The 21,282-nt window shown below is 62.7% G+C and carries 21 protein-coding genes; 9 read left to right on the forward strand and 12 right to left on the reverse strand.

From position 1 onward, the window contains the following. Nucleotides 1-102: 102 nt before the first annotated feature. From C482_RS05335 to C482_RS05345, 3 genes are all read right to left on the reverse strand, one after another. Nucleotides 103-1,287 (reverse strand): tubulin/FtsZ family protein, encoded by a 1,185-nt coding sequence (locus C482_RS05335; RefSeq protein ID WP_006166472.1) that lies wholly within the window; start codon nt 1,285-1,287, stop codon nt 103-105. Nucleotides 1,288-1,377: 90 nt separating this feature from the next. Further along, nucleotides 1,378-2,517 carry a tRNA-intron lyase gene (gene endA / locus C482_RS05340; RefSeq protein ID WP_006166473.1) on the reverse strand — a complete coding sequence of 380 codons (1,140 nt, stop codon included), beginning with the start codon at nt 2,515-2,517 and terminating at the stop codon, nt 1,378-1,380. 174 nt (nt 2,518-2,691) lie between these two features. Continuing rightward, nucleotides 2,692-3,468 carry a PDDEXK family nuclease gene (locus tag C482_RS05345; RefSeq protein WP_006166475.1) on the reverse strand — a complete coding sequence of 259 codons (777 nt, stop codon included), beginning with the start codon at nt 3,466-3,468 and terminating at the stop codon, nt 2,692-2,694. Nucleotides 3,469-3,594: 126 nt separating this feature from the next. Here C482_RS05345 and C482_RS05350 point away from each other — a divergent pair, with 126 nt between their 5' ends. Further along, nucleotides 3,595-4,392 (forward strand): HD domain-containing protein, encoded by a 798-nt coding sequence (locus tag C482_RS05350; protein WP_006166477.1) that lies wholly within the window; start codon nt 3,595-3,597, stop codon nt 4,390-4,392. A gap of 49 nt (nt 4,393-4,441) precedes the next feature. On the opposite strand, the gene phnE is transcribed toward C482_RS05350, so the two are convergent. From phnE to C482_RS05365, 3 genes are read right to left on the reverse strand one after another with little or no spacing between them, the layout of a single operon-like run. Beyond that, nucleotides 4,442-5,335, reverse strand: a complete 894-nt coding sequence (gene phnE / locus C482_RS05355) for a phosphonate ABC transporter, permease protein PhnE (RefSeq protein ID WP_006166479.1) — start codon at nt 5,333-5,335, stop codon at nt 4,442-4,444. Then, nucleotides 5,332-6,156, reverse strand: coding sequence for a phosphonate ABC transporter ATP-binding protein (phnC, locus tag C482_RS05360; RefSeq protein WP_006166481.1), 825 nt, complete (start codon nt 6,154-6,156; stop codon nt 5,332-5,334). The genes phnE and phnC overlap by 4 nt, the downstream gene beginning before the upstream one ends. A 38-nt stretch (nt 6,157-6,194) precedes the next feature. Next, entirely contained in the window at nt 6,195-7,196 is a 1,002-nt protein-coding gene (locus C482_RS05365) for a substrate-binding domain-containing protein (protein ID WP_006166482.1), read from the reverse strand. Between the two features lie 246 nt (nt 7,197-7,442). Here C482_RS05365 and C482_RS05370 point away from each other — a divergent pair, with 246 nt between their 5' ends. Continuing rightward, a complete protein-coding gene (locus C482_RS05370) occupies nt 7,443-7,931 on the forward strand; it encodes an AAA family ATPase (RefSeq protein WP_006166483.1) in 489 nt (162 codons plus the stop codon). Between the two features lie 119 nt (nt 7,932-8,050). After that, nucleotides 8,051-9,238, forward strand: a complete 1,188-nt coding sequence (locus tag C482_RS05375; RefSeq protein ID WP_006166484.1) for an HD domain-containing protein — start codon at nt 8,051-8,053, stop codon at nt 9,236-9,238. 29 nt (nt 9,239-9,267) lie between these two features. On the opposite strand, the gene C482_RS05380 is transcribed toward C482_RS05375, so the two are convergent. Then, nucleotides 9,268-9,591, reverse strand: coding sequence for a MazG-like family protein (locus tag C482_RS05380; RefSeq protein ID WP_006166486.1), 324 nt, complete (start codon nt 9,589-9,591; stop codon nt 9,268-9,270). Between the two features lie 66 nt (nt 9,592-9,657). Here C482_RS05380 and C482_RS05385 point away from each other — a divergent pair, with 66 nt between their 5' ends. The 3 genes from C482_RS05385 to C482_RS05395 all read left to right on the forward strand — a co-directional run bounded on the left by C482_RS05385 (nt 9,658) and on the right by C482_RS05395 (nt 12,119). Then, nucleotides 9,658-10,482, forward strand: a complete 825-nt coding sequence (locus C482_RS05385) for an inositol monophosphatase family protein (protein ID WP_152421972.1) — start codon at nt 9,658-9,660, stop codon at nt 10,480-10,482. A 193-nt stretch (nt 10,483-10,675) separates the two neighbouring features. After that, nucleotides 10,676-11,272: a DJ-1/PfpI family protein gene (locus C482_RS05390; RefSeq protein WP_006166488.1), complete on the forward strand. Its 597-nt coding sequence runs from the start codon at nt 10,676-10,678 to the stop codon at nt 11,270-11,272. Nucleotides 11,273-11,408: 136 nt separating this feature from the next. Continuing rightward, on the forward strand, nt 11,409-12,119 hold the full coding sequence (locus C482_RS05395; protein ID WP_006166490.1) for an HAD family hydrolase: 711 nt from the start codon (nt 11,409-11,411) through the stop codon (nt 12,117-12,119). Between the two features lie 78 nt (nt 12,120-12,197). Here C482_RS05395 and C482_RS05400 read toward each other — a convergent pair whose 3' ends face one another. The 5 genes from C482_RS05400 to C482_RS05420 all read right to left on the reverse strand — a co-directional run bounded on the left by C482_RS05400 (nt 12,198) and on the right by C482_RS05420 (nt 17,706). Next, nucleotides 12,198-12,380 (reverse strand): hypothetical protein, encoded by a 183-nt coding sequence (locus C482_RS05400; RefSeq protein ID WP_006166491.1) that lies wholly within the window; start codon nt 12,378-12,380, stop codon nt 12,198-12,200. Nucleotides 12,381-12,458: 78 nt separating this feature from the next. Next, nucleotides 12,459-14,816 (reverse strand): DEAD/DEAH box helicase, encoded by a 2,358-nt coding sequence (locus C482_RS05405; RefSeq protein ID WP_006166492.1) that lies wholly within the window; start codon nt 14,814-14,816, stop codon nt 12,459-12,461. Nucleotides 14,817-14,953: 137 nt separating this feature from the next. Next, on the reverse strand, nt 14,954-15,550 hold the full coding sequence (locus C482_RS05410; protein WP_006166493.1) for a hypothetical protein: 597 nt from the start codon (nt 15,548-15,550) through the stop codon (nt 14,954-14,956). 171 nt (nt 15,551-15,721) lie between these two features. Then, nucleotides 15,722-16,234 carry a PH domain-containing protein gene (locus C482_RS05415; RefSeq protein WP_006166494.1) on the reverse strand — a complete coding sequence of 171 codons (513 nt, stop codon included), beginning with the start codon at nt 16,232-16,234 and terminating at the stop codon, nt 15,722-15,724. 71 nt (nt 16,235-16,305) lie between these two features. Further along, nucleotides 16,306-17,706 carry an MATE family efflux transporter gene (locus C482_RS05420; RefSeq protein WP_006166495.1) on the reverse strand — a complete coding sequence of 467 codons (1,401 nt, stop codon included), beginning with the start codon at nt 17,704-17,706 and terminating at the stop codon, nt 16,306-16,308. Nucleotides 17,707-17,842: 136 nt separating this feature from the next. Between C482_RS05420 and lipA the strand changes: the two genes are divergently transcribed. From lipA to C482_RS05435, 3 genes are all read left to right on the forward strand, one after another. Beyond that, complete coding sequence (gene lipA, locus C482_RS05425; RefSeq protein ID WP_006166496.1) at nt 17,843-18,808, forward strand: lipoyl synthase; 966 nt, start codon at nt 17,843-17,845, stop codon at nt 18,806-18,808. A 349-nt stretch (nt 18,809-19,157) separates the two neighbouring features. Further along, nucleotides 19,158-20,267, forward strand: a complete 1,110-nt coding sequence (gene pdhA / locus C482_RS05430) for a pyruvate dehydrogenase (acetyl-transferring) E1 component subunit alpha (protein ID WP_006166498.1) — start codon at nt 19,158-19,160, stop codon at nt 20,265-20,267. A gap of 3 nt (nt 20,268-20,270) precedes the next feature. Continuing rightward, nucleotides 20,271-21,281 carry an alpha-ketoacid dehydrogenase subunit beta gene (locus tag C482_RS05435; RefSeq protein WP_006166502.1) on the forward strand — a complete coding sequence of 337 codons (1,011 nt, stop codon included), beginning with the start codon at nt 20,271-20,273 and terminating at the stop codon, nt 21,279-21,281. Nucleotide 21,282: the final 1 nt, after the last annotated feature.

The raw sequence follows: 21,282 nt of genomic DNA on the forward strand, positions 1-21,282 counted from the left end.
ATTGAGTCGGCTATTATAAACGTATGGACAGATGACATGCGTGCGGCCAAAATATTCATACACTGCTTTCCGCCTTCGGCGGAGTGGCCGCAATCAATCCCGCTATCTCTCGCCGCTCGCTCTCGGTGCACCCGCCTCACGCAACGCTTCGATGCGCGCCACTGGCTCGATTCCCGCCACCACCGCCAGCGCAAACACCTCATCGCCCCCTGGCCGCGGCGCGTCCCCACCAAGCGTCTCCGTCGACTCCGTCACCGACTCGAGTCGCCGCCGTCCATCGGCGACCGCCGTCTGATTGAGCCACGCCGGCGGTCCACCAACGATCAACAGCGCTCGGTCGACCGCCGTCCGGTCGCACTCGAGTGTCAGCTTTCCCTGAATCGCCTTCCCGACAGCCGTTTCGACGGCGCTGACGGCGGCGCTAGTCTCGACGTCGTCGCTCGAACTGAAGGGGCCAATTCCGAGGTCGAGTCCGAACAGCGGCCCTGAGTCGTCGGTGTCGACCTGCTGTGCGCCGTAGCCCAGCGAGACGAGCGCGGTTTCGTCGCCGAGGATGCGCGCCACGTCGTTCGCGTCGACGACACTCTCGGCGTTCGGCGCGCCGTCAGCGGTCTGGGCTGTCGAGCTGAAGAAGGCCCCCATATGCGTGGCTATCTCACGGTTGAGTCGGTCGCGGCCGTCGACCAGATCTTCGCCGGTGCGAAGCCACGGTTCAGTGTCGAAACAGAAAATCGCGTTCGCGAGCCCGTCGAGTCGCGAGAGCGTTCGCACGGCGTTCTGTGCAGCCATCGGCCGCGTCGCGCCGTCGGCGTCCGCACCGGTCGGGCGTGTATCGTCACTTGGAACCGACGGATCGCCGTCTGGCAGGCGCTCGCGGTCCGCCGGCAGCGTCGCGAGGACGTACACCGGCACGTCGTACAGCGTCTGGAGGTTCGCGACGAGCGCGGGTGCGGCTCCGCCACCGGTTGCACCTCCGAGGCCGACAGCGACGAGGAAGGCATCCGCAGCCGAGGGTGTGCCCTCGTCGAGTTGCCGGCTCAGTTCGTCGACGTGTTCCTCACCGATGGTCTCTCCGCGCTGGAGGTTCCCGTTGAGTCCGTTCTCGATCTCCGCCCCGTATCGATGCCGGTGCTCGTCCGGGATGGACTCGAGTGCTTCCAGACTGAGCGTGTCCGTATCGAACGCGAACGTATCGCAGAGAAACGGCTGAGCCGTCGACTCCGCAGTGTGGATCGCGTCCGCGATCCGACAGCCCGCGCCACCGATCCCGATCACCTCGAGTTGCATGGCTGAACCTATCGTATGGCGGGACTTTCATGGTTCCGTTTGAGACAGCGCTGACGTGATGTGGTCAAGAAGTCTCTGTGGTGATGATTTTCAGGGCGTTAGTCGCTCGAGTGACCACCACTCAATGTCGGTAGTGGCGTCGCTGGCGTCGCTGTTGTCGGTGTCGTCGGTAAGACCAGTCACCATCTCTCTGTCCCCGTCAGACTCACCGACAAGCGCGAACACCATCGTCTTCCGAACACCGTGGGCCAGCCGCACGTCGAGTGCGAGATCCCGCGGTTCGAAGACGTGGTCGTCGGGATGGACACGCACCAGCAACTCGGAGTGGCTCAACTCCGAGACGGACTCGACGTTCGCGTACGTCCGGAAGTCCGCCCCGAACTTGTAGCCCGTCTTGGGCACGATTTCGCGCTCGCGTAATTCGGTGTACACTCGTAGTCGCCGGTCGAACCGCTCTCCCTCGACTTCGCGACCGCGCTCGACTACTGTCTCGAACCCGAGGTCGATCACACCCCGCTCAGCGAGGTAGGCCGCCTCGAGCAGCGAACACTGCAGCGTCGGCCGCTCGTACTCGCGTCCCTCGAGTGGCTGGCCGTAGAACGCATCCTCGTAGAGGTCGATCGGCGGCTCCCAGAGAACCACCCGGTCCTCGAGTAGCGCTGCCTCGACCCCGCTCGGGAGGTCGGTGTCCGTCTCGCCGCTCGGATCTCTCGCGTTCACGTCGAAGTACGTGATCTCGCTCTCCTCGTCGACGACGGCGAGGACACCGTTGGTGAGTTCGGTCGCCGGAATGTCCGTTCGTTCGCCGATGACGCGAAGCGCGTATTCGATTTCACCATCACCGGGACCCTTGCCGCGGGGGAAGACGGCGAAGTCGATCCGCTCGTGTTCTGCGTCTAGTAGTGAGTCGTCGATCCACGGTTCTCGTGCGGGTGAGAGATAGAAGCCGCGTTCACGGAGATCCGCGTAGACGAGGAATCGAACACCGAAGTCGGTGCCGGGCTCGCGGCTGACGAAGGCCTGAAAGTCGAGGTGGTCGCCGGTCGATTTTTCGACGACTGTGTCGAGGTCGCCGCGATAGAGCAGGTGTGCGGCTTCGACCGGTGCGAGCGCGATTTCGTTGCCCTCGAGTGGGTAGCCGTAGCCGCGCGAGTCGTGGTAGCGCTGGCGTGCGTCGTGGCCGACGCGAACGACGCCTGCGTCGTCGTCGAATCGCCCCTCCAGTGACATACTCGTGTTTTGCGAGCGGGCATTAAGTGCGTGTGGATGTGCTGGTGGTGTGAGTGGCGTTGCTGGTGTCGGTAGCGGCGGTCGGTTGATGATCTCGATGGTGCCGATAGCGGTAGCGGTGGCCGGTTGATAATCTCGATAGTGGTAACGGGCTAATACTACTGGTAGTAGCCGTCAATCGCCACTCGCCGCCTCCACCTGTCTACGCTGGTGGCGCTCACACGTCGCGTCGAGACACCGCGAGCCGCCCCGCGTTTCGAACGTCGGGAGACCACAGGCACACTCGCCGTCGACGACGCCGCCAGGCATGGCGAACCCGGTGTCACAGTCGGGGTAGTGCTCACAGCCGGCGATAAGGCCGCCACGGCGGAGAATCCGGAGATCGCCGTCACAGTCTGACTCGGGGCAGTCCCACTCGCGGTCGAACGCCTCGCGGACGGCCTCATCGAGTGACTCGCAGTTCCGATCGAGACAGACATCGAACGCGAGGCCGCGCTCGACGCGCATCCGGGGGAGGCCACACTCACAGTGGGACTGATCGTCCTTGATCGTCGCATCGGCGGGCACGCCGTAGCGTGTTCCGCAGTCGACACAGCGGACGCCCTTCGAGCGCACGAGCGAGCCGGTGCAGTCGTCGTCCGGACAGGTGCCGACGGGCGTGCCAGCCGCGGAGGCTGGGTAGTGAGCGAAGCCGTCCTGGTCGTGGGCCGCGATCCGAAGCGTCTGGGTGTCTTTCTTCGCGACGAGCGTGAAGTCGTTTGTGCGGTCGCTGGAGACGCTGTCAGCGCGGGTGAGCCAGGCGACTGGCTGGTAGCCGTCGATGTCGTGGACGAGAACGGTGTTATCGGGCTTGACGATCGTCGTCACCCGGCCGCGGTACTCCGAGCGGTCGGTGCCTTCGGCGATGATGGTGCAGTCGCCAGCGAGCACGCGAATCGCGTCGTCGATCATAGGGAGGGTGATGCGGAATCGTATTTAAAGTCGCGGACGGTCGGTGTCCGGCTATTGTCTTGTTGGCGGCCAACACTGTTTCTCGACCCACCACACCTTTACCGCCGGTCTTCGATCCACTCGGATATGACCAGCGAGAAGAGTGCTGTCTCAGACGGGACACAACACCCCGACGAGGGCCACCAACAGCAAGCCGGGCCCCAGGAGATCCGCGACGCGTTCGACGCACTCGAGTCCGACCTGTCTCGACTCGAGGTTGCCGTTCGCGAGTTCGAGGGCGCACCTCGTGATGAACTCGAGAGCGATGGCGAGCAGGACACGCGAATACGTCCAACTCGAGACGAGTTCGAAACCGCCGCTGGTCGGCTTCAAGATCTGTTAGCCGAACTGAACGGCGGCCACGGCGCGATCAACAGCCATTCGGGTGGAACAATCACGCCGCTCGATCCCGAGCCGGCCGCGATCAACCTCGACGATATCGCGCACGCGCTTTCGAACCTCTGTCGCTTCACCGGTCATGGCAAGCGCGTCCACAGTGTCGCCCGCCACGCCGTCCACGTCAGCCACGAGGTCGAAGCCCGTGGCGGGAGTCTGTCAGCCCAGCGCTGGGGACTGCTCCACGATGCCAGCGAGGCCTACCTCGCGGATGTTCCCGCTCCTGTCAAACAGACGCTACCGGGCTATATGCACGCCGAACTGCGGCTGCAGCGTGTTGTTCGTGACGCCTTCGGGATCGACCTCGCGATCGAGGACGAGCGCCTCGTCGACGCCGCAGACAGCGCTATTGGGCGTGCGGAACTGGCAGCGTATTTTCCTCAGTGTGAGTTTACCGCACCAGTACTCGAGTACCCACGAGCCGATCTCGACCAGGACACGGATGCGATGTCGCTGTTTCTATCACGGGCGGAGGCGCTCGGGCTGTAGCGCTCGGTGTGATCAGAGACGGAATCGCAAAAAAGCGGACAAAATCGGGTTACTTGAGCGCCGATTTGGCCATTCGCTCTGGGAAGCCAACGATGAGGCTGATGAGGCCGTCTGCTTCCTCGTCGTCGCGCAGGTACGATCGGAGGCGCTGACTGACCATCTCGACAATGATGATCAGTAGCAGGACGACCACGATCGCGGCCATCATGTTGTCGTAGTTGCGCAGGCCCTGCTGGACTTCGATGGTGTATCCGATCCCGCCACCGCCGAGCAGACCGAGCGTGACTGCGGTTCGGACGTTGACCTCGAAGATGTACAGTGTCCACGCGATGAACGACGTTTTGACCTGGCTCAGCATGCCGAAGACGACAGTCTGTGACTTCGACGCACCAGTCGTCTGCATCGCCTCGATCTGTCCTGGTTTGACCTCTTCGAGTTCGTCGGTGAACAGGCGGCCGAGGTTTCCGATGGTACTGACTGCAACGGCGATGGTTGCCGTCACGGCCGACAGTCCTGCGAGCGGCAGCAGGATGAGGAACCAGACGAGGGCAGGAATTGCGCGGGAGACTGCCATGATCGTCCGGAAGAGGAAATTGAACGGGAACGGCATAACCCGTCCGCTACCGAGGACACCGAGCAAGAGCGCGAGCGGAATCCCCATCACGGTCCCTGCAAACCCGATTGCAAGCGTCACACCTGCCTGCCTTGGCAGGTTCTCCTCGACGATGAACCACCACTCTGGGTTGTAGTTCATCACCCGATCGGCGAAGATCGGGAACTGGTTGATGAGATCACCAAGCGAGAACTGGATGAGCAGCAAGGAGCCGTAGAACACACCGACGAATCCGACCGAGAGCAGCGCGTACAATAGCCACCGAACCCGACGGGAGAGTCGGATCTTTTCGAGTTGTTGTTCGACTGGGCTGGGGGTATCCGTACTCATTGGGTGACCCCGTTTTTCGCTTCGGATCCTGTCGCCGTCGCTGACGCAGATCCACTGTCACCGCTCTCGTCAGCACCGTTCTTTCCCGAGAGGAACTGCTCCATGTCGATGCCGCCGTAGAGCTTGTCGATCACGTCGAACGTGAGATCGTCTCGGTAGCCGTCGAAGACGAGTTTGCCGTCTGCAAGGCCGATAAATCGCTGGCCAAACTGCCGGGCGAGGTTAACCTGGTGGAGACTGATCATCGCGGTCAGACCGCGCTCTTCGGCCGCCTCGCGCAGGTAGCGCATGACGGTCTGTGCGCTACCGGGATCGAGGCTCGCGACCGGTTCGTCGGCCAGAATGATGTTTGGGTTTTGGACGAGTGCGCGGGCGATGCCGACGCGCTGTTGTTGCCCGCCGCTCATCCGGGCAGCGCGCTGTTCGGCTTCGTCGAGGAGTCCAACCGTTTCGAGTGCATCGAGCGCCTGCAACTTGTCTTTGCGGTCGTGAGTCCGCAACACGCTGGTCGTAAAGTCGGTGCGACCGAGCGCGCCGCTCAGGGCGTTCGAGTAGGCGCTCATCCCGTCAATGATGTTGTGTTGCTGGAAGACCATCGCCACGTCGTTTCGCGGCTTCGTCACGGTCTCTCCCTGTATCGTTACCTGTCCGTCAGTCGGCGCTGTCAGGCCGTTCACACAGCGAAGCAGCGTCGATTTACCGGAGCCGGAGGTTCCGAGGACGACGGCAAACTCTCCTTCCGGAATCTCGAAGGAGACATCGTCGAGTGCCACCGTATCCCCGAACTCTTTCGTTAGGTTCTCTACACGTATGCCGGCCATCTTTGAGTGGTAATTTGGTGTCTCTGCTGGCTGCTTGTTTATTCGTCGAAGTCCGCGAACTCGAGGCCGAGGTCGTCGAAGACGTCGTAGACGACCTCGTAGTCGTCACGATCCGCTTCTTGGATGCCTGTGAACCAGAGTTCGTAGTCATCGTCGACATCCTCTGGAATCAGGTCTTCCTCTTCGGCGTCGATGAGTGCCTGCTCGATGTCGTCGCGGACGGGATCGTCCCAGTTGCTTCGGGCCATGATCGGTGCACGGAGCATCGGCTCAGAGAGTTCGATGAGCTGCAGTTCCGGGTTTTCGTCGTCGATATCCTCGCCTGCACCATCGTACTCGGCCGACAGCTCGACGAAGTCGTCGTAGTCGTCGAACTGCTCCTGTGGGATCTGCGGTGCGCTCGCGAACGCGCCCGTCGCTGCGGCGACGATTTCGTCGTCGTCGATGAGCTGTTCACGTGCAGTGTCGTGATCGCCCGCGTTTCGCAGTTCCAGATCGACGGCGTCGTCGTTCGGGAAGTCGCCGATGTCGAGGCCAGCGTCGTTGACCATCAGCGCCGGCACGAGCGTGCCGCTCACGGAGAGTGCGGAGCCGACGGTCATGACTTCGCCCTCCAGATCGGAGAGCTCGTTGATGTCGCTGTCTGCGAGCGTGACGATCGTCGAGAAGTACTGATTGCCACCGAAGGCCGTCCGAACGCCGACGACATCCGCAAAGCCTTCGCCGCCGGGAACTCCGGTCGGTGACGTGTCCGCCAGCTCCCCCTGTTCCGTCTCGAGTGCCTCGAGCGTCTCGACGTAGCTTCCGGCCGGCTCGAGATCGATGTCCTCGCCCGTCTCGGCCTCCAAGTACTCTTTCATCGGCGTGTACTCCTCAACGATGTTGGTCTGCTCTTCGGCAGGGTTGAGGATGAACCGAATTCCGTGATCGGTACTGCCGAGACAGCCGGCAATACCAGTCATCGCGGCGGCACTGGTCGCGCCAGTCGCCTTCAGGAATGTTCGTCGGGTACTGTCCCCACAGCGTGGTGTCTGCGCCATATGTAGTACGAAAAGTGTATCGTTATAAAGACGATGATAATTTGTCTACAGCCTCGTATATATGCATATTTATTCACATAGAGTGCCATGAAAATCCCCTTCTTTCCCACACGAATATGCACAACATGTCTCTCCAAGCCCGACAGCACGATGCCCGGCGTGTCGAGGACATCGGTTGCCGTACCATCAATGTGAATCCGGTCGCGTTTAGTACGAGTAGAGCAACCGTGACACGTGGCTCGTCCAATGCTGATCGTCTACTGTGGGCTTCCGGGTGTCGGTAAATCGGCTGCATCAGGGTACACTGCCGAACAGACCGACGCAGAACGCTACCGAACCGACCAGGTACGCAAGCAGCTCTTTCCCGACCCTTCCTACACGCCTGAAGAGACCGACGCGACGTACGACACCCTGCTCGAGCGCGCCCAGTCTCCACTCGAGTCCGGCTCGAACGTCGTCCTCGATGCGACGTTCCAGTCCCGACCGTATCGCGAGCAGGCCGCGACGATGGCCGAAGAACTCGGCGTCGACTATGAGTTCGTCTACGTCGACTGCGACCTCGATGTGGTCAAGGGACGCATCGAAGAACGCACGGACACGATCAGCGACGCGCAGTTCGAACAACACCTCCAGTTGCGAGAGACGTTCGACCCGATCGAGCGTGACCACGTCGTCATCGACAATTCGGGGACACTCGAGGAGACGTATCGACAGATCGACGAGCACGTGCTGTGAGGGTGTGAGGGCCTGTGCCCTACCGGCGCACGAGCGATTCCCTTCCTGCCGTACTCTCACACATCCCACACGAACGCGGGATCACCGTATCTAAGAACCACTGCTGCAGAGTAGGGGGTATGACCACGACGGCGACGACGATCAAGGACAGCGTTCACGACTATATCGAGCTCTGTCCCACCGCGGAGGCGCTGCTCGACACCGCGCCCATGCAGCGCCTGCGCTACGTTCGGCAACTGAGTACCGTCCAGCTCGTCTACCCCTCCGCGAACCACACTCGCTTCGAGCACAGCCTCGGCGTCTACCACCTCGCCTCTCGCGCCGTCGACCAACTCGAGCTCGACGACCAGCTCGCGGACCGTCTCCGGGCCGCCGCGCTCGTCCACGACGTCGGCCACGGTCCCTTCGGCCACCAGACCGAGGCCGCGATCGAACGCCACGTCGGCCGCCACCACGACGAGATCGAGTGGCTGCTCACCGACAGCGAAGTTGGCGACGTTCTCGAAGAACAGGGGCTCGATCCCGAAGCCGTCGCCGCCACCGTTGACGGCCGCGGCCCGCTCGGTGAACTCGTCTCCGGATCGCTCGATGTCGACCGGATGGACTATCTCGTACGGGACGCTCACCACACCGGCGTCCCCTACGGTACGATCGACCACTCGCGGCTGCTCTACGCGCTCCGGACGGTCGACGGCGAACTCGCACTCGAGGCGGGTAACGTCGCGACCGCCGAAAGTGCGCTGATCGCTCGAACACTGATGAACGCGACCGTCTACGGCCACCACGTCTCCCGAATCGCGGGTGCAATGCTCGACCGTGCGAGCGAGCGCGTGCTGCGCGACGAGGTCATCTCGCCCGAGACGTTCGCCCGCCTCACCGACTCGGAACTCTTCTCGTTGCTCGCCGAACACGAGCCGACGGCCGACCTGGAGCGCCGACTCCGGGAGCGAACGCTCTACAAGCGCGCGATCTGGGCACCTCGCGGCGACGTGACAGACGAGTTCGTCGGACTCGAGTACGACCGCACGCGCAGCCTCGAACGAGAAATCGCCGAAGTCGCAAGCGTCAACCCGTCTGCAGTTGTCCTCGACAGTCCGTCTGAGCCAAGCTCACCCGAGTCGCGCACCAAAATCGTCGTCGACGGCGACCTCCAGCGACTCGAGGAGCGCTCTTCGCTCGTCGCCGGCCTCGATGCCTGCGCCCGGGAAACCTGGCGGCTCGGCGTCTACGCGCCGGAACCGGTGCTCGCCGATGTGCAGGACGCAGCGGCAACAGTACTCGAGACGGACGCGATCGTCGCACCGTAACTGAGAACTGCCTGTTCTTTCGCCGTCCGTTATTCTCCAGAACCAGGCGACTCAGCTCCGTCTGCTGCCAGTCGATCGTCATACTTCGCGAGCGCCTCGTCTAGCGCCGCGTCGGCGTCGATATCGACCGACTCCGCGAGCGCGAGTAGCGCGAACAGCACGTCGCCAATCTCGTCCGAGGAGAGGTCAATGTCTGCAGGCACCGAGCCGTACTCGGTCGACGTGTTCGCGTCCTTCGCGAGTTCGCCGACCTCGGAGGTGAGATCGAGCAGCCTGAACTCGGGCGGGGCTTCGAGTTCGTGGGTAGCGATGAACTCGGCGACGCGTCGCTGGTGGTTGCACTGATCGTCCATACCCACGGCGAACGATCTGTCGGTGGAAAACACAATCGAAATATGACTGGTGATGCTGTCGTCGGTATGAACACTTCGCTCGACCGCATCGAATCGACCGCCATCGAGGCCTGTACGGCCGGTGGCTCGTACCTCCGCGAGGCCTATCGCACCGAAGACACCGAAGCCGACCGACTCGAACACGACGTGAAATCGAGCGCGGACACCGCATCCGAAGCGCGGATGCTCGGGGTCATCCAGTCGCAGTTCCCGACACACCGAATCGACGCCGAAGAGTCCGGGACACACGCGGGTGCGGGAGACGACGACAGCCCATACGAGTGGATCGTCGACCCCCTCGATGGGACAAACAACTTCGAATCCGGGCTTCCGTCGTTCGCGAGCGCCGTCACCGTCTGTGAAAGCGCCGACCCCGTTCTCGGCGTGGTCTACGTGCCGCTACTCGACGACCTCTACGTCGCACGGCGTGGTCGAGGCGTCCGCTACAATGGGCGTCCGGTGGCAGCCACGCAGGCACCTGAGGCAGGGACAGAAACAGACACTTACCACGAGCCGTCGACCGCGACCGTCGTCTCCGTTATCGGCCACGATGTCAAGCGAGATCCCGATCACCGCGCCGTCTCCGAGTCGATCAACCGGGCACTCGAGTCCACCTGCAAACGCCGCCTCGAAAGCTGGAGCCCGACGGTTCACTGGGGGCTCCTCGCTTGCGGCCGGCTGGACGGGATCGTCTGCTACCGTCCCGACCGAGAGGAGCAGTTACTCGGTGAACTTCTCGCCGGTGAGAGCGGTCTTCGTGTCGAGCGCGGCACCGACTGGTACGTTGCCGCAGTGAGCGACGTGCTCGCTGACGAACTCGAAGACATCGCCACGACACGCGTTGACTCGTAACCGAGGCGGCAGGATGTGGCGCGCGGAGGGAACAGGGAAAGAGACAGGAGAAGACGGGAACGGGAAACGCAGACGCGAACAGAAAACGCAGGGCGTGAACTGAAGACGGGGACGTAGACACAGAGAGACAGCACCCGTCGGCACGGTATCGTCCGGCAAAACACGTTTCTTCCGCGCCCGTGACCACTCTAACATGGTCGACATTACCGCTGAAATCGTCCTCTTCGATGGCTTCGACGAACTCGACGCGATCGGTCCCTACGAGGTACTCGAGAACGGCTCGCAAGCCGGTGCCTCGATCGACACAAATCTCGTGACACTCGAGGAGACCGACCTCGTGACCGCCAGTCACGACCTGCGGGTCGAACCCGACGGCACGCTCGGCGACCCTGACCTGCTGCTCGTCCCCGGTGGCGGCTGGACGACCTCGACCGGCGGCGTCCGACTCGTCGTCGACGAGGGTGAACTGCCGGCCGCAGTCGACGAGTGCTACACGAACGGCGCGACGGTCGCTTCCGTCTGCACTGGTGCGATGATTCTTGCTGCGGCGGGCCTACTCGAGGGCCGACCCGCGACGACCCACCCTGCCGCGGTGGAAGACCTTGGTGAGACGGCTGCGAACGTGGTGGACGAGCGGGTGGTCGACGACGGTGACGTGCTCACCGCGGGTGGGGTTACGTCGGGCATCGATCTCGGACTGTGGCTCCTAGAACGCGAGTTCGACGAGTCCATTGCGGACGAGGTGGCGGCGGAAATGATTCACGAACGGCGTGGAGAGATTTTCGGATAGGTCAGCTAGCGGTCTGGTGGTCACTCTCTTCTCTTCTTTTCTTTTTGCTGTCACCCTCTTCCTTTCTTCTCACCTTTTTTCCTCTCCCCTCAGCCGGCCAAACAGCTATACGGAACCGCCGGGTAGCCTGACGCATATGGATGACGCGACAGACGTGACGGGACAGACCGACGAGTTGATCGCGGACGGCGAGCGCGCCGAGGCGGTGCTGTTCGATATGGACGGCGTCCTCGTCAACAGCGAGGACTACTGGGTCGAGTTCGAGCGCGAGGAGATCTTCCCTGCTGCGGTCCCGGACGAGGATGTCGATGTCGCCGAGGTCTCCGGGATGAACTACCGCGAAATCTACGACTACCTCGACGACGAGTACGGCACGGCGATCTCGCACGAGGAGTACATCGACCGGTTCACCGAGGCAGCCGAGGAACTGTACACGGAGCGGGTCGATCTTCTGGACGGCCTGCACGACTTGCTCGCCGAACTCGAGGAGCGAGGAATCGAGACGGCAATCGTCTCCTCTTCTCCGCACGAGTGGATCGGCTGGGTCACCGACCGGTTCGACCTCGCGGAGTCGTTCGACGAAATCATTAGCGCCGACGATATCGAGGCGGCGAGCAAACCAGAACCGGACGTGTTCGAGTACGCCGCGGACGAGATCGGCGTCCCGCCGGAGGCGTGTGTCGTCGTCGAGGATTCAGCGAACGGTATCGAGGCGGCCGACCGCGCCGACACGGTCGTGATCGCCTACCGGATCGATGCCCACGGTGACATCGACCGCTCGTCCGCGGATGTCGTCGTCGATTCATCCGACGACATTCGGGCAACGGTTCTGGAACTGACCGACTGAATCGGGCTCAGCCGGAATCAGTCCATGCCAGTTGATGCCGGTCGGTATCTGCCGGAACCTGTTGGTGGAGCCGCATGCTCACACGGTGCGCTCACTGTTGACGTAGCCATCCACGAAAAACAACAGTGCGAGGACGCCGATCGCAAGGATGAGCACGACACCGCCGTTCAGGTGCGAGAAAAACGCGCGCCAGCCGAGCAAACCGACTCCAGCGGCGACGAGACACATCGCGAACAGACGGCGATCGGAGGGGAGGGACATAGTAGATATTGAACACTACAGAACAATAATTTATCGAAAGACCCTCCAGCACCCCCGGAATTCCGTATCACCGACCAGCTACTGCACATCCACTGTACGGCTCGCCTCCACTGGAACCAGCGGCTCCTCGGGGAAGGCCACGCTCACCGTGTACTCGAGTACATCCGCATCAGCGCCAAACACCCCAACCGGCACGGTTTCAGTATCGCGGAGATAGGTGCTGGTGCTGGTCATCTCGACGCCGTTGACGGTGACTCGGACGCCGGCCCGTGCCGGTTCGCCGACGTTTCGAATCGTGACCTCACAGACTTCGTTCTCGCCGGTGCCGATGGCGTCGGGGAAGGTGCCCCAGTCGAACTCGATCGAGGGGAGTGTCTGTGCGCCCTCGTAGATCCGTTCGGCGATGCCCTCCGAGAGGCCGGCTGCTACGAGGCCGTCGATATCGGCGTCGATCACGTCGCCGGGCGTCGAGAGGCCTTCTTTCGCGAGTTTGCTCGCACGACCCGCGGCGACGCCGTCGATGGCCGTCAGGCCGACCGCGTCCTCGGCGACGCCGTTCTCGATGCGCGCTTCGGTCCGTCGGGAGAGATTCGCCGCGTGCGGCCCGACGAACCGGTCGAGGAACGCGCCGAGTGCGGAGATGAGTCGCGTCGCGTTTCGCTCGATGACCCAGGCGTCGCTGCGTAACGCACCTGGTGTCGTCCCGCTCGCGGAACTGCGAAGGATGGCGAGCACCTTCCGCTCGCCCGCTTCCAGATCGCCCGTGTCTACGCCGACGAGCACCGCATCGATCGCGTCTCGTTCGTCCTGCCGGGACGAGACGGAGTCGAACTCCTGAGCGGTCGCGACGGCCGTCAGAATGTCGTCCATCTCGAGTGCACCTGCATGTTCCTCGGCGCGATCACAGAGAGTGGCGAACTCGGCTGCGGTCTCGAGTCGCAGGTAGTACTTCGAGGCGAGCACGCCCCGCGGTGTCGCCTCGATCGAGAGGTCGTCACCGGTTTCGACGAAGCCGCGGTCGACGAGTTTCTCGAGGCAGTCTCGGACGCGCTGTCTGAGATTCGGGAAGTCGTAGTCCTCCGGGCGAGACTGGCCGCGGACATAGTAGAAGGTCGTCTCGAGCCAGTCCATCACGTCGTCCAGATCGGTGATGGTCCCCATTGCGATTTCGGCGTTGAGGTGGGTCTCTAAGCTCTCGGCGAGTCGGGACTCGATCTCTTTCCCGTCCCGCAGCAGGCGACGGTACTTGTCTGCCTCCGACCCGTCACAGACCACCCAGCCGTAGCCCACGTCGTCGTACCCCGGTCGGCCCGCGCGACCGAGCATCTGGAGCACGTCGAGCGGGCTCATATCGACCTCGCCCTCGAGTGGGTCGTGCAGTTTCGTGTCTCGAATTACGACGCAGCGAGCGGGGAGGTTCACCCCCCAGGCGAGCGTCGAGGTCGAGAACAGCAACTCGACGATGCCCTCCTTGAACCACTCCTCGACGAGGTCGCGGTCGTTCTTCGAGAGCCCAGCGTGGTGGAAGGCGACACCGTCGAGGACCGAGTTTCTGAGCGTGTCGTTCTCGAGTTCCTTCGATTCGGTGTGGAAATCGTAGTTCCCGCGCGCGCCCATCGGAATGTCGCGCTCGGCGATCTCGTCACGAGCCTTCTCGGCCGCCCGGACGGTGTCCTGGCGCGACGAGACGAAAACGAGCGCCTGACCGTCCTCGTTCAGGTGCGGTTCGGCGAGGTCGAGCGCCCGGTAGAGCCGACGGTACTTGTCCGCGAACGAGTTCTCGCCGTGCGTGTAGGTCTTGACGCCGGCGTTCAGGTCGACCGGGCGGTACTCGTCGCCGAACTCGAAGGTGGTCTCGTCGGGTGCGTCGAGCCACGCGGCCACGTCGGTGACGTTCGGCATGGTCGCCGAGAGGGCGACGACCCGCGGCTCACAGAGCCGTCGCAGTCGCGAAATCGTCACTTCGAGAACGGACCCTCTGCGGTCGGCGTCCAGCAGGTGGACCTCGTCAATTACGCAGACGTCGATATCCGTCACGAAGTCATAGCGCCGGGAATCGTGCTTGCGCGTCGCCGAGTCGAGTTTCTCGGGCGTCATCACGAGGATGTCCGCGTGGCGGGCGCGTCTCGAGTTCAGTTCGCGCTCGCCGGTGACGACGTAGACGGTGTAGTCGAGTTCCTCGAAGCGATCCCAGTCGTCCTCCTTTTCGTTCGTCAGGGCCCGCAGCGGGGCGATAAACAGTGCAGTGCCGCCATCTGCCAGGGCCTTGCAGATCGCGAGTTCTGCGAGCGCGGTCTTGCCGGATGCGGTGGGCGCGCTCGCGACGACGTTTTCCTCGCGCTCGAGTAACGCGGGCAGGGCCTCGCGTTGCATGCGGTTGAACTCCTCGAAAGCGAAGGCGTCTGCGAACTCGGGGAGAACCTCGGCAACCTCCATCACGCGAAAACGGGGAGCGGGTGGTGAAAGGCGTTTCCTTCGGATCGTCTCGTGGCTGTTCCGTGATTGAGTGGTTCCTCGTGACTGAGTGCCATCTCGTAACGGACTATCAGCAGGGAAGTGGCTCCGCAACCGCCTCAAGCTCGGAGCAGTGCCGCCGTCACTGCACCGGCCGTGGCGAAGACGACGGGGTAGATGATCCCGCCGAGGATGATCGCCGGCACGAGTTCTGGTGACATCGAGCCGGCCGCTTCGATTCCGAGGAACGACGCCTCGGCGCTCGATTCGGCGACGACGGCACCGAGAGCCATGATGATGGCGTAGCCGATCGTCACCGGTGCACCGACGATAACTGCCTCGCCGAGATTGCGAGCGTCGAGCTGGTACGCAAGCACCGCGCCGAACGCGAAGAGCACGAGCGGCGGGACGACGTACAGCGCCGTTGCGCTCGTAGCGTCGGCCTGGGCGATGAAGTCGACGGTATCGGTGCCGCTGAAGCCCCCGATTCCACCGCTCGCTTCGATATCGACCAGGTGGGCGTTGTAGTAGTACCAGGCGACGCCGGTCCATTCGGCGACATGATCGCCAAAACCCTCGCGGACCTGGTCGACAACCATCACGTAGGTGATCAGGTAGCCAACCACAGCGGCCAGGACACCGAGTCCGGCGCTCGCTGCAATACTTGCTCCGCGCGATACCGACGCTGCTGGTGTCGCCAGTGACTGTTGGGTCATCGCATTGGCTCCCCACCCGAGTTTGTGTAATATGCTTTGTGATTCAAGCGTTCCAATACGGCCTTAGTATCCTGTTAAACTCGGTCTGTGGGTCGACACGGTACCCAGTTTCAACCGCCTGTCCCTCGATCAGGAACGTCCTGGTTCGCTTGCTCACCACTCGAGTGGGTCTCAGATGGGTGAACTGCTGTGTGTAATCTCGCCTAGCTCGTCGCTGAGCACTCCCGAGGCTCGTTGGGGTTGTGGAACGCGTTCGAACGTCAGTTCTGGATCGCCGGAGCCAGCCGTGTAGACGGTCAGCGTTCCGTATCCCAGTACGCGACCGACAACCGACTGCTGGAGCGTCGCGTTCTGGACGCGGTCAAGGCGAAACTGGGTCACGTCTCGCGAGACGACGCCGTGTTTCTTGTACAGTTCCGCCGACGTGATCACGTAGTGGGTATTTCGCCAGAAGACGTACTGGATGAGGGCGACAATCGCGCCACCGAGTGCCAGCGCGATTCCCACGTAGGTGAGCAGTCCCATTCCGTCGGACGCGCTCCATCCTGTGAGGATGAAGCCGACGAGTACCAGTCCCACCGCGATCGGCATCCTGATCCCCATCGTGACCGGGTGTGGTCGGCTCTCCCAGACGATCCGTTCACCGTCCGAGAGGTGGAGCCAATCCAGCGTCGACGGAGTCATACAATCGTCTACTTCATTCGGCTCCGTAAAGCTATCGCGCGGTATTTTCGCGTTTCATGGGGTATCTCGGGTTAATCGGCTGCTTCAGACTGGGCCACCTCGACTGCTCGCGTGTTCATCCCGGTCGCCGTCTCATACCAGTAGTAGACGCCTAGTCCGAGTGCGGCGACGATGTTCGAGATGGTTACGGCCCAGAAGACGCCGTTGACTCCCATTTGGAAGAGGTACGCCGCGGCGAGTGCGACCGGGATGCGGACGATCCAGTACTGGAGCAATGTCGCAACCAGGCTCGTCCGCGTGCGCCGCGCGCCGTTGAACCCGGCTTGCAGGAGATACGTCGCACCGATGGCCCAGTAGCTGTACGCGAGAATCTGCAGGTAGTCCGCGGCGACTGCAATCTCTGTCGGCGTCGCGTCGGGAACGAACAGCATCGACAGCGTCTCCGGTATCAGCCACTGGATCACGCCGACGACCGTGAGCCCAACGCTCGCCATGACCACACCGGTCCACGTCGTCCGTCGCGCCCGCTCCGGAAGTTCTGCCCCGAGGTTCTGCCCGATCATACTCTGTGCGGCCTGTTGTAGCCCGATTGCAGGCACGAACGCAATTGCTGCGACCCGCGCCCCGATCGTGTACGCGGCGAGTCCCGGGTCCCCGCCGACGAGCGTTACGAGCCAGACCATCCCAACGCGGGCGGATTGGCTCGAGACGTACTGTCCAGCCGTTGGCCAGCCGATGTCGATAATCTCGCGACAGTCCGTCCGGGAGTACGTGAGTACGTCCCGCGAAAGGACGAACCCGTTACGGCCGGCCAACGCCAGTGCGAGTCCGAACGCGAAGCCGATCGTGTAGCCAATACCGGTCGCGAGCGCCGCGCCGGTGACGCCCAGTTCGGGGAACAGCCACCAGCCGAAGATGAGGAACGGGTCGAGGACGATGTTCACGGCAACTGCGACGACGTTGATGTACAGCGCTGCGCGCGTATCTCCCCAGCCGATGAAGCCCGACTCGAGTGCCTCACTTGTGCTCAGGGCGGGAAAGAGGAGTGCGCTGACGGCGAGGTAGGCGGCCGCGTACTGAGTGACGAGGTCGCTCGCACCGAAGAGGGAGACGATGTCGGCGGCGAAGTAGGCGACGACGAGGCCAGCGAGGCCGCCGGCAGCGAAGCCGACGACGATACCGTTTGCTGCGCCACGTCGTGCACGGCGGTCGGCGTCCGCGCCAACCCGCTGTGAGACGAGGACCTGCGTACCGACGCCGGCACCGATCGAGACGGCGGCGAGGAGGCCGGTGAGTGGAAACGTGAGGCCGACTGCGGCGACCGCTTCGAGGCTGTGTCGACCCAGCCAGAGGGTGTCGACGACTTGCTGGACCACCTGCACGAGGTTCTGAACGAGCAGCGGTGCCGCCAGGATCGCGAGCACCTTGTGAATAGGCCCTGTTGTGATCTCCGTCCGATCGAGATCGAGCATCTCGTACCCACGGTGATTGGTAGGGGAAATAAACATTGCTATTAGGTAGTATGGGGCGCGGTGATCACTACCAGACACCACTGCTGGGGACACCCGACCACCACCATTTTTCCCATCTGGCCGCCTCGGTCCGGGTATGAGCAGCGCTCGGAAGCCCGACTGGCTCAAGATGCGACCGCCATCAGGTCGGGAGTTTACCGACATTCGGGAGACACTCCGCGAGCGGAATCTCCACACCGTCTGTGAGGAGGCCAACTGTCCGAACCTCGGCGAGTGTTGGTCCGGCGGAGCCGGCACTGGCGAGGGCGACGGTGGCACAGCGACGTTCATGCTCATGGGCGATCGGTGCTCCCGTGCGTGTAACTTTTGTGACGTAACCACGGGCGGCATGGAGCCACTCGATCCCGACGAACCGGCCAACGTCGCCGACGCCGTCGCCGAGATCGGTCTCGACTACGTTGTGTTGACCTCAGTCGACCGTGACGATCTGCCAGATCAGGGTGCGGGCCACTTCGCCGAGACGATTCGCGAGATCAAGGATCGTCATCCGGGCATCCTCGTCGAGGTCCTCATTCCAGACTTTCAGGGCGAACCCGAGCTCGTCCGCAAGATCATCGACGCCGATCCAGACGTGATCGCACACAACGTCGAAACCGTCGACCGGCTCCAGTTCCCCGTTCGTGACCGCCGCGCCAGCTACGAACAGTCGCTTTCGGTGCTCGAACAGGTCGAGCGCGAATCCGACATCTACACCAAGACCTCGATCATGCTCGGCCACGGCGAGTACGACCACGAAGTCTACCAGACGCTCGCCGACTGTCGCGAGCACGGCGTCGATATCGTCACGCTCGGTCAGTACCTCCAGCCCTCGCGCAGCCACCTCGATGTCCAGCGCTACGATCATCCGCACAAGTACGAGACGTGGCGGCAGGTCGCCGAAGACGAACTCAACTTCCTCTACTGTGCGAGCGGGCCAATGGTCCGCTCCTCCTACAAGGCCGGCGAGCTGTTCGTCGACGCCGTCCTCCGGGAAGGAACGAGCGTTGACGAGGCACGACAGCGCGCTCGCCGTGCAGACACCTCGGTTTCCGTCTCGGAGTGAGTTCAGACATATCCAGCACCGCTGGGCGCTGTCTAGTTTCTCACTGTCCCTCTCTCACCGATAACGCAGTCCCTACTCGAGTACGAGCTGTCTTTCCCAGTTCATTACTGGTTTCCTGTTCCTCCGATCGGTGCGTAGCTGCCCAACCGTTCACTGTTCACGGTACCCGACGGGTATTTCTGGAACTATTACAAAACGAGGTGTCTTGGTGAACGTTTGAATTATTTAGCCCGTACTCGTACTGTGTCCCACGGTCTGTCTCGCAAGAATTCCTCTGATAGTAAACTATTTACGAAAATCCTTTAACACAAGCGATAATTCATTAGAGTATGCGCAGGTGGGACTCTCCGTGAGCACGATACAGCGCGACCCCCGAGAACGAGTACAGATCCTCGATGATGCCGGACGCGTCCGCGAGGGCGTCGAAGTGCCGGATATCGCCGAGGACAAATTGCTCGAGATGTACGAACAGATGCGGCTGGTTCGTCACTTCGACGAGCGCGCCGTGAGCCTTCAGCGACAGGGGCGGATGGGAACGTATCCGCCGTTGTCGGGTCAGGAAGGTGCGCAGGTCGCAAGCGCACACGCACTCGACACCGACGACTGGCTGTTCCCGAGCTACCGTGAACACGGTGCCGGACTGGTTCGTGGGCTCTCGCTCGAACGCACCCTGCTGTACTGGATGGGCCACGAGCAGGGCAACGAGATTCCGGAAGACGCGAACATCTTCACCGTCGCTGTCCCGATTGCAACGCAGATCCCCCACGCAACGGGGGCTGCCTGGGCCTCGAAGCTGAAAGACGAGGAGAAGGCATTCATCTGTTACTTCGGCGACGGTGCGACCTCGGAGGGCGACTTCCACGAGGGGCTCAACTTCGCCGGTGTCTTTGATACGCCGAACATCTTCTTCTGTAACAACAACCAGTGGGCCATCTCGGTCCCGCGCGAACGTCAGACCGCAAGCGCGACGCTCGCCCAGAAGGCGACCGCCTACGGCTTCGAGGGTGTCCAGGTCGACGGGATGGACCCACTCGCCGTCTACAAGGTCACGCGCGACGCTGTCGAGAAAGCGAAGAACCCTGGCGAGGACGAACTCCGTCCGACGCTGATCGAGGCCGTCCAGTACCGCTTCGGTGCCCACACCACCGCCGACGACCCCTCCGTCTACCGCGACGACGAGGAAGTCGAGCGCTGGAAGCAAAAGGATCCGATCCCGCGCCTCGAGACGTACATGCGCAACCACGGCATGCTCGACGACGAGCGCGTCGACGCCATCGAGTCGCGCATCGAAACCGACGTTGCAGACGCAATCGACGCCGCAGAGGCCGTCGAACGACCTGACCCTGCCGAGATCTTCGCCCACGTTTACGAGGGCATGCCCAAGCGACTGCAAGAACAACTCGAGTGGTTCGAATCGATTCGCGAGGAACACGGCGACGACGCGCTGCTGGAGGGATAATCTATGGCTGCAGAATCTCACATCGACACTGACACCGAAACTGACAACCTGACGCTGGTACAGGCAGTCCGAGACGGACTCCACAGCGAGATGGAACGCGATGAGGACGTCGTCGTCATGGGCGAGGACGTCGGCAAGAACGGCGGCGTCTTCCGCGCGACTGAAGGACTGTACGAGGAGTTCGGCGACAATCGCGTCATCGACACGCCGCTCGCGGAGTCGGGTATCATCGGTACCGCGATCGGGATGGCCGCCTACGGAATGCGCCCGGTCCCCGAGATGCAGTTCCTTGGCTTCATCTACCCCGGCTTCGACCAGATCGTCTCACACGCAGCACGACTGCGGACGCGCTCGCGCGGCCGATTCACGTGCCCGCTTGTCATCCGTGCACCCTACGGCGGCGGCATCCGCGCGCCCGAACACCACTCCGAGTCCTCGGAGGCAATGTTCGCCCACCAGCCTGGACTCAAGGTTGTCGTTCCATCGACGCCGTACGACACGAAGGGGCTGCTGACGAGCGCGATTCGTTCGCCTGACCCGGTGCTCTTCCTCGAACCGAAGCTCATCTACCGGGCGTTCCGTGAGGAAGTCCCCGCAGAATCGTACGAGGTGCCACTCGACGAGGCCGCCGTCCGCAGCGAAGGGTCGGACATCTCCGTCTTCACGTGGGGGGCGATGACCCGGCCGACGATCGAGGCCGCAGAGAACCTCGAAGGTGAGATCGACGTCGAGGTCGTCGACCTCCGGACGCTTTCGCCGCTCGACGAGGACACGATCATTGAGTCGTTCAAGAAGACCGGCCGTGCAGCGGTCGTCCACGAGGCTCCCCAGACGGGTGGCCTCGGCGCAGAAATCGCTGCGACGATTCAGGAGGAAGCACTGCTCTACCAGGAGGCACCGGTCGAGCGCATCACCGGCTTCGATACGCCGTTCCCGCTGTACGCGCTCGAAGACTACTACCTGCCCGAGGCCGAACGCATCGAATCGGGCATCCGCGACGCGATGGGGTTCTAAC

This window comes from Natrialba chahannaoensis JCM 10990, assembly GCF_000337135.1.
Lineage (GTDB): Archaea > Halobacteriota > Halobacteria > Halobacteriales > Natrialbaceae > Natrialba > Natrialba chahannaoensis.